We start from the raw sequence: 14,940 nt of genomic DNA on the forward strand, positions 1-14,940 counted from the left end.
TCAGATAACCTTACGAAGCTCCCAAGTTAAAAATCTACCATCCTTCTTCGTACATCTCATCCCTAATTTTTCAAACAACTGAATTGACTGATAATTACTATCACTGCATTCCATTAACACTTTTTTCGCATCGGCTTGTGAAACAAGCCAATCAATTAAAGCATCAACAGCTTCATAAGTTAAACTCGTCTTTTGATAATCACGATTCATCGTATACGTCAATTGGACGTTACCTTTCTTATCTGGTTTCCCATGAAGATAAATATCGCCAATAATCCGTTTATCAGCGTAATTAATGATTAGCCATAATCCCCATCCATAATATTTCTCGTCCTTCTCAAGCTTTTCTATATAAAACGGAAGAATTCCTGTTATTAATGGAGATGGCCAGTTTTGTGGAATCGTTATAGGTGATCGTTTTTCAAGTTCTTTGCGATGAAAAACTAATGATTTGGCAATATCCAAAGAACATGGAACCAATAATAAGTTTTCTGTAAAGATCTCAATCATCCTTAACACTCCCCTCTTACCAAAATGAAAATTACTAGTGATAATGTGAAACGAAATACAAAATAAAAAGGTGCTCTAGAACATTGTATTCTAGAACACCTTATACATATTACAAACAATCATATCGAATCATTCAAAACCCTAATATTGCTTTCAACATGGATGTTGTTTCCCCGCCCTTATAAAAGACATACAACAGGAAGTAGACTGCTACACCCGTTATGGCTGAGAAAAACCAAATGATGCTTGTAATTGGTCCAACCTTGCGGTGTTTTGCAATTTTATTTTTATAGCCGAGATATAATGTAACGACTCCGAATATGGCACCAGTTGTTGCCAGAAAGATATGAAAGATTAAGAAAATCGTATAGTACACCTTCACATCGTCTGGACCACCAAAAGATGTATTACCAATAAATACGGTTCTGGACATATAAATAATAAAAAAGATTAAAGCAAAAATAGCAGCAATTGTCATCGCTTTTTTATGAGCAGCAATATTTTTCTGTTTAATAAAATACCAACCTATGGCAACAGTTACTGCACTTAAAATGATAAAAGTCGTGCTCAATGTAGGAAGAATCGGTAAACTCATTTTTAACCTCTCTAACTTACTTTCTTTATTTACACTCGTTTTAATTCGTTTGCGGTTTAAGTAATTGTTCTTTTTGTAATCGCTCGTCTAGTAATTTTTCTTCTTCTCGTTCTTTACGAACCCATTCAAAGAATACTTTACTAAGTAGAACCGCGTACACAAACTCTTGAATAATTTTCATAATGACACCGCCAGTACGTTGGTCTTCAAGCGGTGGCATAAAGTTAAACATCTCTGGACCAGTAAGGTTGATACTGCTTAGCATGGAGGCAGGTACACAAAGTGCAAGAGCAGTCATCCACGAACTAAGATCTGTATACGTTGAATACATTGCTGTATCTGAAAAAATGATTAGGGCACATGCGGGTGTTAATAACATACCGTCTGCAAAAATATACCCAACTTTTTTGAGACCACTTAATGTGTTCCACTCTTCTAATTTATTGATTAGGGGCCACCACATGAAGAAAGCAGCAATAAAAATAAAAATCGTCGTTGAAGCATGAATAATTACATTTATTTTTACAAAATCAAAAACCAGTGGAATATGATACATAGAGAATGAACCATTAAATAACACTAATGCAATTAAAGGCTTTGTTAGAAATTTAAAAATTGGCTTGATTGCTTTGAGATTGATAAACTTCCTCCACAACCAATTTGGGATACCTAATATAAAAAATGCCGGGACAATTAAGTAAAGAACTGCCATTTGTATCATATGAGCAGTCATCGTCATGTGACCCAATAGATCAATCGGACTTCCTTTACATATATAAAGTAGGATAATCCCAATCACAAATAAAATCCTTGTTTTAATAGATGTAGGTTCAGAATGAGCAAATCGATGTCTCATTGGACCAACAATCATAAAGTAAAGAAGCGTAACGATTAAAAGTGACGCTAAAAAATAGGGACTCCATAATGCCCGAAAACCAAAGATATCTATAGACATCTCCATCTCACCCCTCTTAATAATATAAACAATATGTACATACTATTAATTATACTCCTAGGGAAATCGCCATGCAAACAAACCATTTATGAACATTTCATGTCAATAGAACAAAATCACAATAACTCGAACTTCATGTACTTAAGTATTGAAAAAAGCCGGTTTTTACACCGACTTTTTCGTAAATCTTACCACCAAATGATTGTCATGAAGCAAAGGACTGTTACAGCAGCAATTAATATTCCTGAGAACATGAACATCTTTGGTGCTTCATGTCCTTTATGATTCATGTGCATAAAGTAAAACAATTGTAAGATTACCTGTATAACAGCTAGAAGCAGGATTAACGGTACAACAACATAAGGTGAAAATTGACCTGATCCAACTGCAATAAAGGCAATGATAGTAAGAAAAATCATGAGTGCAAATGAAATAACATGATGTTTCATTTCTTCCGCACTTTTTCTTCTACGATAGGCTAAATCAACATTTGTGTTATTTGAGTTATTTGCCATGTGTTTATCCCACCATTCCCATAAGATATACAACAGTAAAGATGAACACCCACACTACGTCAATAAAGTGCCAGTAAAGGCTAAAGACATAAAACTTAGGTGCGTTATATAAATCTAATCCACGATTGCCATTTCGAATCATAATGGTAAGAGCCCAACATAATCCGAATAGTACGTGAGCACCGTGAGTTCCAACGAGTAAATAGAATGCAGAACCAAATGCACTACCTGTGATAGTATGACCTAAATGTACATAATGCTGAAACTCATAGATTTCTAATCCTAAGAAAGCTGCTCCAAGTAGGACAGTTAGACCTAACCAGATCTGCATTTTTTTAAAATTAAAATTTTTCATATGGTACATCGCGTACACACTAGTTAATGAACTTGTTAAAAGGATCATCGTCATTGCAAAAGCAAGTGGAATTTCAAACAAGTCCTGTGTTGATGGTCCTGTACCGTTACTTTTATTTAATGCTAAATATGTTGCAAATAGAGAAGCGAATAGAACTGTTTCGCCTCCAAGGAAAAGCCAGAAACCGATAAATTTATTTTTTCCTTCAAGGGTCGCTTTTTCAGGCTCAGCAGGAAAAGTTTCAGCTGTTAATTTTTCTTCTACATGCATTATGCCTCAACCCCTTTCTTATCATCATCGTCCATTAAATCTGCTTTATGAATATGGTATCCATGATCGTCAATTATTGAACGCAAGAACATAGAACCGAAAGTAATGATTCCTCCAATGATCATAACTGGAACTGACCAACTTACACCATCTGGATGATGTAAGAAACCAAATGCTGCAACAAATAGTCCTAAAGAAATCGTGAAAGGTAAGAATGAACTATTTGGCATATGGATGTCTCCAAGTGGTTCAGCAGGAGTCATTTCTTTTTTGCCTTGCATTTTTTCTACCCAAAAAGCATCCAATCCACGAACTAGTGGCAACTGCTTAAAGTTATATTCAGGTGGTGGTGATGAAATTGCCCACTCAAGTGTACGGCCATCTCCCCATGCATCTCCTGAGACATATTCTCCTTTAATAGATGTAACTACAACGTTATAAAGAAGTACAAGTACCCCAAGTGCCATGAATGCAGCACCAACTGAACTGATTAAGTTTCCAAGTTCCCAACCATGGTTAGGCAAGAATGTGAACACACGACGTGGCATCCCCATTAGACCAAGGAAATGTTGGATAAAGAATGTTAAATGGAAACCAATTAAGAATAACCAGAAGGTGATTTTACCTAATGTTTCATTTAATATTTTACCAAACATTTTTGGCCACCAGTAGTGAGTAGCCGCGAATACTGCCAATACTACCCCACCAACAATAACATAGTGGAAGTGAGCAACTACGAAATACGTATCATGATATTGATAGTCTGCAGGTGCAGAACCTAACATAACACCAGTTACCCCACCCATGATGAAAGATGGAATGAATGCAACTGCATATAGCATAGGTGTTGTAAATTTCATTGAACCGCCCCACATAGTGAAGAGCCAGTTAAAGATTTTAATACCAGTAGGTACTGCAATTGCCATTGTTGCAACCGCGAAAATTGAGTTCGCAATTGGTCCTAAACCTGTTGTAAACATGTGGTGAGCCCACACCATGAATCCTAAGAAACCAATTAATACTGTTGCAAATACCATTGATGAATATCCGAATAGTCTCTTTCTTGAGAATGTAGCAAAAATCTCAGAGAAAATACCGAATGCTGGGAGAATTAAGATATACACTTCTGGGTGACCGAAGATCCAGAATAAATGCTCCCAAATAATTGTGTTTCCGCCCATTGAAGGAACGAAGAATGCTGTACCAAAGATACGGTCAAACATCATTAATAGCAATCCAACTGTTAATGGAGGGAATGCAAAAAGAATTAATGCTGATGCAACAAATGTAGTCCATGTGAATAATGGCATACGCATATATGTCATACCAGGTGCTCTCATTGTGATAATGGTTGCTAAGAAGTTAATACCACCAATTAAAGTACCAATACCTGAGATTTGAAGACCCAGTACATAGAAATCAATACCGTGACCTTCTGAATGTAAGGCAAGTGAAGCGTATGAAGTCCACCCAGCATCAGGTGCACCACCCATAAACCAACTTAAGTTCAGGAATACTCCTCCAAAGAAGAATAACCAGAAACCTAAAGCATTAATAAAAGGGAACGCGACGTCACGTGCACCAATTTGAAGTGGCATGACCGCATTCATAAATCCTAGTAAAAGCGGCATGGCTGCCAAGAATATCATAGTAGTACCATGCATTGTTATGATTTCATTAAAAAAGCCAGCAGTTACAAAATTATTATCAGGTACAGCAAGCTGAATCCTAATAATAAGGGCTTCGATTCCACCAAGCAGGAAGAAAAACCCACCAGCCATTATATAAAGTTTAGCAATTTTTTTATGGTCAACCGTAGTTAAAAAATCCCATAAAGTAGCACCAAACCCTTTTTTCTGAGTTAACGTACTCACAATGTGACCTCCTTATTCAATAATCTATTACATTATTCTTCAATTTTAAGTCCCATTAAATATTCAGCTAAAGCGTCTAAATCTTGGTCAGATAAACCTTTATTATCATAAGTTCCAGACATTTTGTTACCTGGTTTAATTGATTCAGGATCTTTTAACCATTCTTTTAGATGATCTTTACTAAATTCTAATTTACCAGCGATACTTGAACGATCACCGAAGTTAGCTAAACTTGGTGCAGTTGGACGTTTTTCACCAGGATTAATTGCATGACAGTTTATACAGCCATTTGTAGTAAATAGTTCTTCCCCTGCTTTTGCAACATCATTTGCTGGTACGTGTTCTGCATCCTTAGCTGCTACCATACTGTTAATCCACTGATCATATTCAGCACGTGGTAATGGTTTTACTTTGAAATCCATTAAAGCATGTGAAGGGCCACAAAGCTCAGCACATTTACCATATAGTAAACCACCTGCTTTTTCAGTACTTTCAGAGTCAAATTCTAACCAGAATTTGTTTACGTTATCTGTATTCGTGTCTAATTTACCGCCAGCAGCTGGAATCCAGAATGAGTGCTTTACATCTGCTGCTATCAGGTTAAAATAAACTTTTTCATCCATCGGAACTACTAGCTCCTGAGCAGTTACAATACCTTCTCGAGGATATTCAAATTCCCACCAGTATAGATTTGCAGTGACATTTACCACAACTGCATCTTCATCTTGGTCCATGGCCTTAACGTCAGCTAATTTAAAAGTAGCTGAAACAGTTGGAACAGCAAGAATTAAAAGCAACAGAATAGGAATAGTAGTCCAGATTATTTCTAAAGTGTGATTTCCCTCTACTTGCTTTGGAATCTTATTCTCACCAACTTTATTACGTCTAAATTTGACTACGGCGATAACAAAGATTACTGCTACAACTGCCATTACGATGACCATGATTAGTGTAGCAAGAATCATTAGATCGTATTGCATTTTTGCAACTTCCCCTGCTGGAGTAAGTGCAGAAACGAATGGTTCCCCACACCCAGCTAACAGTAGCGCCATGAAACTAAATAAAGTAAATAAGCGCACTTTTGATAGCCATTTTTTCATAGCTTCATCAAACCCCTCTTTCAATTATTTTTTGCTGCTATCTTTATGAAAAAGATATTAAATCCCCCTATTTAAATAGAAGAATCATTTATATTTTGAAACCCTCTTAGACTAATGTAACGATAATCATTGTTACAAACATAATCGTTAAGTAGTTAAGTGAGTATACAAACATTTGTTTTGCCCATTTGATATCGTCCTTCATTTTAAATCCTTTAATTCCGAGGACTAACCATCCGATATTTAGGAGGGTTGCGATTATAACAAACAGGCCGCCTAAAGAAAACATATAAAAAGGAAGTGGAAGCAAGCAAAGAATCCAAATCATAATTTGTCTCTTAGTCATTGCAAACCCATGAACAACTGGCAGCATTGGAACTCCTGCCGCACGGTATTCTTCAACCCGCCTCATTGCTAATGCCAAAAAATGAGGTGGTTGCCAGATAAACATAATAAAAAACAAAAGCCACGCTAAAACGTGTAAGTCCGGGTCAATCGCTGCCCACCCAATGAGTGGAGGAACAGCCCCTGATATACTTCCGATTACGGTATTTATTGTATATCTGCGCTTTGACCAGATTGTATATAAAAATATATAAGAAAAAACACCGATTAATCCAATGACCGCAGCAGTAACTGTTGTGAGAAGCAGAAATCCAGTTCCTATTAGTATGAGTATTATTCCCAATCCTAAAACATGTTTTGGATTAATTCTGCCAGTTACAGTTGGACGTACTTTAGTACGTTCCATCACATGATCAATATCTCTGTCATAGTAGTTGTTTACCGCACAAGAACCAGCTATTACTAGCGCAGAACCAATAAGCACATACAAGACGATGTCTATTTCGTGTAAAAAGCTTTTTCCTGTAAAAAACAAAGCAAGCCACACACCAGTAAAAGCAGTAATTAGATTGGAATTTACAATCCCAATTTTAATTAGTGCGAGGAAATCCTTAAAGGCAGTAGTTCGATATTCCTGATCACGTACTTCCTTTTGTATTTTTTTATCTGTACTAAGTACAGACCTTGTAGTCGTCATCGTGATGCCTCCTTATTTTCTTCAACCCATACTTTCTCATACATGAACATTGCATGGATGCAACAATATTTCCAACCTCATGGTTTTATGTATTTCAAAAAGTAAATCCGTTATGAAACTCTTTAACCATCTTGTACTTATTTCAGTCTTAAAAAACGCAATAATAAAAATAAAGCGTTTTCGGGTTTTTAGGTATGTATAATGTGTACAATTTTATCTTAACAAGGTTACTAAGATGAAGATAGTATAAATTATATTAAAAACTACCCTTTCTGTATATTAAATCACATTTTCAAGATTTTTTGTGAACATTTCGTTAATAATTTATGACTTTTTTGTGACCTTTAGGTGGCGACAAAACCGCGATATAATTACTATTTGCACTATAATAATAGTGTTAATCCTATGATTTAGGGAACTTGTCGATACTTAATTCTTTCCCCATATCTATTTCTAGCAAACTCCTTCATAATATTCAACCTTTTTTACTACAATAATAAATTTTTTTCAAATTTAGGTGGGTTGTAAAGAATTCGTAAATTGTGTAATATCGAGAAGAACGTTTCTTTTTAATTTTATCTATTATTTAGATAAGATGAATATCGCAGAAATATAAAAAGAATACTAGAAAAAATAGAGGTTTTATCAAAGTAAGAAGGTGATTTTTTGAGCCGTTCATTAAAATGGTTATCGGTTCTAACTACAATCGGTATGCTATTTGTTTTAATCGGTGGTGCACTTGTAACGAAAACTGAATCTGGTGCTGGTTGCGGAGATTCTTGGCCACTTTGTCACGGGCAGTTGATTCCTGATGAAATAACATTTGAATTGGTCATTGAACTAAGTCATAGAGTTGTTTCCGGAGTAGTCGGGGTCTTAGTACTTGCATTATCAATCTGTGCATGGAAAGCAATCGGTCACATTAGAGAAACAAAATTTTTAGCATTTATATCTTTCTTTTTCTTAGTTTTACAAGGACTGATTGGTGCAGCAGCTGTTAAGTGGGGACAATCTGATATCGTATTAGCTCTACATTTCGGAATTTCGCTCATATCCTTTGCGTCAGTGCTATTGTTAACTTTACTAATTTTTGAAGTTGATAAAAAGTTTGATGCTGATTCACTGGTGATTGCCCCAAAACTACGAATTCAGTTTTACGCAATTACAATTTACAGTTTAGTTGTTGTATATACGGGAGCATTGGTACGACATGTTGGTGCTTCTCTTGCATGTCCGGATTGGCCGGTATGTTCATATAATAATATTGGCCTCCCTACCCAAATGCATGAATGGGTTCAGATGGGACATAGAATGCTGGCAGGCATATTATTTATCTGGGTAGTGTTGCTTGCAGTTCGTATCGTTAAGCATTATAAGCACGAAAAAGTTCTCTATCATGGTTGGATGATTGTTCTGGGATTAATCTCGTTACAAGTTATGTCAGGAGCTGTTATTGTTTTCTCCAAACTAAATCTTTTTATCGCACTTGCTCATGCGTTATTTATTGCTTGTTTGTTTGGTGTTTTAAGTTACTTCATTTTATTATCTTCAAGAAGTAAGAAAAATGAATTAGCATTAATAGCAGAAGCACAAAACACAAATGAGGAACGAATTAAACCAAATCAAACCATACCAGTTCAATAAAACATCAACCCCCAAGGGTACTCATCCTTGGGGGTTTTTTTGAATAAAAAGAGCCCTAAAGTTTTGTCTTTAGGGCTCTTTGTTATTATTTCGTGATTTCTAGCAATAGGTCACCTGTTTGGATTGCCTCGCCATTTGCAACATGAATATCCTTTACTACACCTGCGTATGGTGCTTGAACAGTTGTCTCCATCTTCATCGCTTCTGTAATCATAAGATGGTCCCCTTTACTTACCTTTTCGCCTTTTTCAACTAAGACTTTAATCACTGTTCCTGGCATTGTTGCACCAATATGGCTTTTGTTATCACGATCCGCCTTTAGCTTTGCAACAACAGTTGATTTAATATTGGTATCCTTAACGATAACTTCACGAGGCTGACCATTCAATTCAAAATATACGACTCTTGTTCCATCTGCTTGAGCTTGACCAACTGATACAAGTTTAACAATCAATGTCTTCCCTTGTTCAATTTCTACTTCAATTTCCTCACCAAGTCTCATTCCGTAAAGGAAAGTAGGTGTATCTAACACTGAAATATTGCCAAATTGCTCAAAGATTTTTTGATAGTCCATGAATACCTTTGGATATAACGCATAAGAAATCATATCTTTATTTGTTACATCACGATTTAGGCTGTGGGTTAATGTATCCTTCACTTCGCCAAAATTAACAGGTTCCAGTAATTCCCCAGGACGAACGGTAATAGGTTCCCGTCCTTTTAAAATGATTCGTTGAAGTTCTCTTGGGAAGCCGCCATGTGGTTGACCTAAATACCCTTCAAATAGCTCAACGACCGAATCAGGGAAGTCTAGTGTTTCTCCTCTTTCATATATATCATCTTCTGTAAGATTATTTTGAACCATGTAAAGTGCCATATCCCCTACTACTTTGGAAGAAGGTGTTACTTTGACAATATCGCCAAACATATCATTTACCCGACGATACATTTCTTTAACTTCTTCCCACCTAGTACCCAGGCCAACACCCTTCGCCTGTTGTTGAAGGTTACTATATTGACCACCTGGCATTTCGTGCTGATAGATTTCTGTATGTGGTGCATTCATACCACTTTCAAAATCAAGGTAATATTTACGAACACCTTCCCAGTAACGTGCAATTTCCTCATATGCTGTCACAGAAAGATCTGGCTTTCGTTCAGTCCCCTCCAAAGCATATAATAATGAATTTGCACTTGGTTGTGATGTCAGACCGGCCATAGAACTTACAGCAACGTCAACAATGTCTACACCCGCTTCAATCGCTTTCGCATAAGTGAATAATCCATTACCACTTGTATCATGCGTATGGAGGTGGATTGGAATCGATACTGTCTCCTTCAATTCAGAAATTAACGCATATGCTGCTTGAGGCTTAAGCAATCCTGCCATATCTTTGATTCCAAGTAAATGTGCACCTGATTGCTCAAGTTCCTTTGCAAGCTCTTTGTAATATTTTAAATCATATTTTCCACGGGTAGGATCACTAATGTCACCAGTGTAGCAAATTGCAGCTTCAGCAATTTTTCCATTGTTACGAACAGAATCAATCGCTAATGTCATACCTTTCACCCAGTTTAAGCTGTCAAAGATACGGAATACATCAATACCAGATTCAGCTGATTCTTTAACGAACTCACGGATCAAATTATCTGGGTAATTTTTATATCCAACTGCATTTGAAGCACGAAGCAGCATTTGGAATAGGATATTTGGTGCCTGTGTTCTTAATGTTGCAAGACGCTCCCAAGGATCCTCATTTAAGAATCGGTATGCCACATCAAATGTTGCTCCACCCCACATCTCTAGTGAGAATAGCTCTGGTAATAATCTAGCAGTCGGGTCTGCAATATGTTTTATATCATTTGTTCTAAATCTTGTCGCAAGTAGTGATTGATGAGCATCACGGAATGTTGTGTCCGTAAATAGAACTTGTTTTTGTTCCTTAACCCAGTTCACCACTCCTTCCGGACCATGTTGATCCAGAATTTGCTTTGTTCCAGCTGGAACTGGTTCATCATGTCTTATTTTAGGTGTATAAGGCTTGTCGAAAACTGGTTTTCTTTTCTTCTCAACACCCGGGAAACCGTTAACCGTTACTGTCCCAATATAGGAAAGCATCTTCGTACCGCGGTCTTTTGGTTTAGGGAAAATAAATAATTCAGGTGATGAATCAATAAATGATGTATCATATTCCCCTGATAAAAACTTTTCATGCTTTACAACATTTTCTAAGAAAGGGATATTTGTTTTTATTCCACGGATTCTGAATTCCTTCAAGTTTCTGACCATTTTGGATGCAGCTTGTTCAAAACTCAACGCTTGTGTTGATAGTTTTACTAATAAGGAATCATAATACGGTGTAATAACTGCACCTTGGAATCCGTTTCCTGCATCCAGACGAACACCAAATCCGCCACCGCTTCTATATGCGCTAATCTTACCCGTATCAGGCATAAAATTATTTAATGGATCTTCTGTTGTTACACGAGATTGAATTGCATACCCAAGGGTTTTGATATCTTCCTGTGCTGGGATGCCAATGTCGTTACTGTGTATGGAATGACCCTCAGCAACCTGGATTTGTGTTTGAACGATATCAATCCCAGTGACCATTTCAGTAATTGTATGTTCAACCTGTACACGCGGGTTAACCTCGATAAAGTAGAACTCACCATTTGCTACTAGGAATTCAACAGTTCCAGCATTTAAATACTGAACTTTTTTCATTAACTTAACCGCAGCATCACAAATATCTTGGCGTAATTGTTCAGATAAAGATACACTTGGTGCTACTTCAACCACTTTTTGGTGACGTCTTTGGACAGAGCAATCACGCTCATATAGATGGACAATATTTCCTTGACTATCACCGATAATTTGAACCTCAATATGTTTTGGATTTTCAATGAGCTTTTCGATATATACTTCATCACTGCCGAATGCGGCCTTAGCTTCTGATTTAGCGCGTTCGTACGACTCCTTAATTCCAGCCTTATTACGAACAATCCGCATTCCACGTCCGCCTCCACCAAGAGATGCCTTGATGATAACAGGATAGCCGTAGTCTTCTCCAAATCGTACTGCCTCTTCCAAGCTCTTTAGTGGTCCATCACTACCAGGAATAACTGGTATTTCCGCTTTTTCAGCTTGATGTCTCGCCTTTACCTTGTCGCCAAACATATCTAAATGTGAAGATTTCGGACCGATGAAAATAATATTCTCTTCTTCACATCTTCTTGCAAAATCAATATTCTCAGATAAAAATCCATATCCAGGATGAATAGCATCTACATCGTTTTCTTTTGCAATCTCTATAATTCCTTCGATATCCAAATATGCATCAATTGGTTTCTTCCCTTCACCAACTAAATAAGCTTCATCCGCTTTATAACGGTGGAAAGAACCCGCATCTTCCTTTGAATAGATAGCGACAGTACGAATATGAAGCTCTGTACATGCCCTGAAAACACGTATTGCAATTTCTCCTCGATTGGCAACTAGTACCTTCTTGATGCGCTTGTCCATATAAATCCTCCTTCTAAAAATGAAACATTTTAAAAATTATAATACATTTTATCATCAACATATAGATTTTTTTATCTATAAGAGACATAGTTTTTTTGGAATGTTCGCGCTGGTTGGCTTTCCGGTTGTTTTTCTTTAGTGCGAAACATAGAATGATAGTTTGTAAACATAGAAACATTAATTAGAATTCCCATCGATGCCATTAGCAGCAATAGGGATGATCCTCCATAGCTAATAAATGGCAATGTAACCCCTGTGATCGGAATTAATCCCGTTAAACCTCCCAAATTAATGAAGGTTTGAATCGCGATCATTGAAGAAATACCAATAGCAAGTAAGCTTCCAAACGGATCTGTACATTTTCTTGCAATTTGGAATCCTCGAAAAACAATATATGCTAACAATAATAATACAAATAAGACTCCAAATAAACCTAATTCTTCTGCAATTATTGCCATAATGAAATCTGTATGGGCTTCTGGGAGATAATTAAACTTTTGAATGCTTTGCCCTAACCCAAGTCCCTTCCATCCTCCAGCACCTAAAGCAATATAGGAGTTAACTAATTGATAGCCATTCTTTTCATCTTCAAAAGGATTCATAAATCCTAGGAAACGCCCCATACGTCCCTCAGATAGAATCCCACCTGATAGTATGTATAGTAACGGCGATAAAAGTACTGCGGTAACAAGTCCGACTAACATTAGTTTACCAAGGCTTTTAAGGCTCATACCTGAACAAATAATAATAGATAAAGCAATTAGCCCTATAATAAAAGCTGTTCCGTAGTCAGGCTGGATTGCTACTGCCATACATATAAAGAGGGTAAAGGCTATTGGCGGCATTACTGCTATTCCAAATTGGTTGATATAGGCTTGTTTTTTAGAATAAACAGCAGCAAGATAGATAATCACGCTCAGTTTAGTAAATTCTGAAGGCTGTATCCCCCTTGCACCCACCATAATCCAACTTTGTGCATTATTTGCGGTATGACCAATAACAAATACTAATAAAAGCATAGCGACTGATCCTAGAACGATTGTGAGAAGTATTTTTTTGGATGCATATATTTTATAAGGTAAAATCATGGTAAAGAAAAATGCAGCTGTACCAACGAGTAATGCTAATTTTTGTCTATCAAAAAAGAAGGATGGGTTTTCTCCAAACTTAGGAGCTGAGGCAATGACCATGCTAGCACTATAGACCATGACTAGTCCAAATGAACATAACAGAAATACAGCAACAACTAATGTATAATCATAAGATTGTAAAATTTTCTTAAGCATTGGCATCTTCCTCTAAAATATAGGATATTATTATTTATTGTACTATATTTTTTCGTTATGTATCGTAAAAATCCTACATTTTCTTCTAATCTTCCAAGATACTAAAAATACAGTTAATAATATGGATAACATGAAAAACCTTTTTAATAAAAGTACTGTAAAAAAGATAGGCTGTAAACCCATCTTATAAAAAAACTCAAATTACCCTCAGGTCAGGATAATTTGAGTTGATTTATCTATAAAAACTTATTTTCGAGTTGAAGCTTCATGAAGAACGGATAATTCACGCTCAAGTTTGGACAGTAGTTCTTTTCCTTCAAGCCCCTCTATCAATCCTAATCTTACTGCAAAATCTATTTCCCTTGATAATCCGAACATTTGCGTATCAAGTACTTCTTCATAAAGTGGACATTGAGGCATTGTTAAATTATCCATTTGAACTTTAATAAGTTTTAATATCTTTTCAGCATCCGCTTGTAGTAAAGACAATGCTTTTTCACGATGATTCACCGAAATCTCTGAAGTCAATTCATAACCCCTCCGTTTCCGAAGCTATACCTAATCCTATCTATAAATATTAACCTGTATACAAATAAATTGCAAGAATAAATAGATAAGACTATTATTCTTTGAATTGGATTTCATTAACAAACAGTTGATTTAATCGCTTTTGAATATATGAGAAAAGATCTGATACTTCCTATTACGTTTTAAAACCTCTATAATATGGGTGAAAGGAATGATTATGATGAACTCAATTATAATGATTGAAGGTAAAACAAAATATAAAATTACACTTGATCCAAGTGTGTGGATTTTTGATGATCGCAGAGTAGATCTACTTACATATTTCGAGTCGGATCAAAACATTAAAGAAGATTTAACTGAATATACTAAATCAGTTTCAAAGCATTGGGATAGAGAAATTCGTGAAGGTGCGGTATATCCCCCTACTTTAAAGACAGAGAAAAAGTTTTTAAAGGAACAAATATTAACTGGTACATTTGGGATCCCTTTTGAAGATTTTATTAAAAATGCAGAACCATTTGAGGATGCTAATAGCTTAAAAATCGTGCAAACCGATCAAGAAACAACTATTCCACTCAGTCAAGCATATGAAGCTGTTCTTGGATTCTCCATAGAAGGTAAGCCTTTACGTGAAGATGGTCCTGTCCATGTTTATTTCGGTGATGGATCCAATCGTGATAACCCAATAAAAAATGTTACCCGTTTTATTATTGAATAACACGGGAATAGAGCCTGGCACC

The 14,940-nt window shown here is 36.2% G+C and carries 13 protein-coding genes; 2 read left to right on the forward strand and 11 right to left on the reverse strand.

Annotation, left to right across the window (positions count from 1 at the left end; all coding sequences use genetic code 11):
• The 8 genes from LKW28_RS11665 to cyoE form a co-directional block, all read right to left on the reverse strand.
• Positions 1–510: a GNAT family N-acetyltransferase gene (locus LKW28_RS11665; RefSeq protein WP_229140537.1), complete on the reverse strand. Its 510-nt coding sequence runs from the start codon at positions 508–510 to the stop codon at positions 1–3.
• A 133-nt stretch (positions 511–643) separates the two neighbouring features.
• Entirely contained in the window at positions 644–1,105 is a 462-nt protein-coding gene (locus LKW28_RS11670) for a DUF420 domain-containing protein (RefSeq protein ID WP_229140538.1), read from the reverse strand.
• Between the two features lie 40 nt (positions 1,106–1,145).
• Positions 1,146–2,066 carry a cytochrome c oxidase assembly factor CtaG gene (gene ctaG / locus LKW28_RS11675; protein WP_229140539.1) on the reverse strand — a complete coding sequence of 307 codons (921 nt, stop codon included), beginning with the start codon at positions 2,064–2,066 and terminating at the stop codon, positions 1,146–1,148.
• Between the two features lie 182 nt (positions 2,067–2,248).
• Entirely contained in the window at positions 2,249–2,575 is a 327-nt protein-coding gene (gene ctaF / locus LKW28_RS11680) for a cytochrome c oxidase subunit IVB (RefSeq protein WP_229140540.1), read from the reverse strand.
• A gap of 4 nt (positions 2,576–2,579) precedes the next feature.
• Complete coding sequence (locus LKW28_RS11685; RefSeq protein ID WP_229140541.1) at positions 2,580–3,200, reverse strand: cytochrome (ubi)quinol oxidase subunit III; 621 nt, start codon at positions 3,198–3,200, stop codon at positions 2,580–2,582.
• Positions 3,200–5,074, reverse strand: a complete 1,875-nt coding sequence (gene ctaD, locus LKW28_RS11690) for a cytochrome c oxidase subunit I (protein WP_420708865.1) — start codon at positions 5,072–5,074, stop codon at positions 3,200–3,202. The genes LKW28_RS11685 and ctaD overlap by 1 nt, the downstream gene beginning before the upstream one ends.
• Positions 5,075–5,106: 32 nt before the next feature.
• Complete coding sequence (gene coxB / locus LKW28_RS11695; RefSeq protein WP_229140542.1) at positions 5,107–6,174, reverse strand: cytochrome c oxidase subunit II; 1,068 nt, start codon at positions 6,172–6,174, stop codon at positions 5,107–5,109.
• 106 nt (positions 6,175–6,280) lie between these two features.
• On the reverse strand, positions 6,281–7,177 hold the full coding sequence (gene cyoE, locus LKW28_RS11700; protein ID WP_420708868.1) for a heme o synthase: 897 nt from the start codon (positions 7,175–7,177) through the stop codon (positions 6,281–6,283).
• Between the two features lie 705 nt (positions 7,178–7,882).
• Between cyoE and LKW28_RS11705 the strand changes: the two genes are divergently transcribed.
• The gene (locus tag LKW28_RS11705; RefSeq protein WP_229140544.1) at positions 7,883–8,860 is read left to right on the forward strand and encodes a COX15/CtaA family protein; all 978 of its coding nucleotides are present in this window, start codon (positions 7,883–7,885) and stop codon (positions 8,858–8,860) included.
• 85 nt (positions 8,861–8,945) lie between these two features.
• Here the strand turns inward: LKW28_RS11705 and pyc are convergent, their stop codons facing one another.
• The 3 genes from pyc to LKW28_RS11720 all read right to left on the reverse strand — a co-directional run bounded on the left by pyc (position 8,946) and on the right by LKW28_RS11720 (position 14,200).
• Positions 8,946–12,386, reverse strand: a complete 3,441-nt coding sequence (pyc, locus tag LKW28_RS11710) for a pyruvate carboxylase (protein ID WP_229140545.1) — start codon at positions 12,384–12,386, stop codon at positions 8,946–8,948.
• Between the two features lie 71 nt (positions 12,387–12,457).
• Entirely contained in the window at positions 12,458–13,672 is a 1,215-nt protein-coding gene (gene ftsW, locus LKW28_RS11715; RefSeq protein ID WP_229140546.1) for a putative lipid II flippase FtsW, read from the reverse strand.
• Positions 13,673–13,918: 246 nt separating this feature from the next.
• Complete coding sequence (locus LKW28_RS11720) at positions 13,919–14,200, reverse strand: YlaN family protein (RefSeq protein WP_229140547.1); 282 nt, start codon at positions 14,198–14,200, stop codon at positions 13,919–13,921.
• A 220-nt stretch (positions 14,201–14,420) separates the two neighbouring features.
• On the opposite strand from LKW28_RS11720, the gene LKW28_RS11725 reads away from it, so the two are divergent.
• Positions 14,421–14,918: a peptidyl-prolyl cis-trans isomerase gene (locus tag LKW28_RS11725; RefSeq protein WP_229140548.1), complete on the forward strand. Its 498-nt coding sequence runs from the start codon at positions 14,421–14,423 to the stop codon at positions 14,916–14,918.
• Positions 14,919–14,940 lie beyond the last annotated feature (22 nt).

It is taken from the genome of Bacillus sp. REN16 (assembly GCF_020731355.1).
Taxonomy (GTDB): Bacteria; Bacillota; Bacilli; order Bacillales; family Bacillaceae_L; genus Ferdinandcohnia.

Coding starts and splice junctions, on each gene's coding strand:
- LKW28_RS11665 (WP_229140537.1), bottom strand. CDS start 510: ATGATTGAGATCTTTACAGAAAACTTATTATTGGTTCCATGTTCTTTG.
- LKW28_RS11670 (WP_229140538.1), bottom strand. CDS start 1,105: ATGAGTTTACCGATTCTTCCTACATTGAGCACGACTTTTATCATTTTA.
- ctaG (WP_229140539.1), bottom strand. CDS start 2,066: ATGGAGATGTCTATAGATATCTTTGGTTTTCGGGCATTATGGAGTCCC.
- ctaF (WP_229140540.1), bottom strand. CDS start 2,575: ATGGCAAATAACTCAAATAACACAAATGTTGATTTAGCCTATCGTAGA.
- LKW28_RS11685 (WP_229140541.1), bottom strand. CDS start 3,200: ATGCATGTAGAAGAAAAATTAACAGCTGAAACTTTTCCTGCTGAGCCT.
- coxB (WP_229140542.1), bottom strand. CDS start 6,174: ATGAAAAAATGGCTATCAAAAGTGCGCTTATTTACTTTATTTAGTTTC.
- pyc (WP_229140545.1), bottom strand. CDS start 12,386: ATGGACAAGCGCATCAAGAAGGTACTAGTTGCCAATCGAGGAGAAATT.
- ftsW (WP_229140546.1), bottom strand. CDS start 13,672: ATGCTTAAGAAAATTTTACAATCTTATGATTATACATTAGTTGTTGCT.
- LKW28_RS11725 (WP_229140548.1), top strand. CDS start 14,421: ATGAACTCAATTATAATGATTGAAGGTAAAACAAAATATAAAATTACA.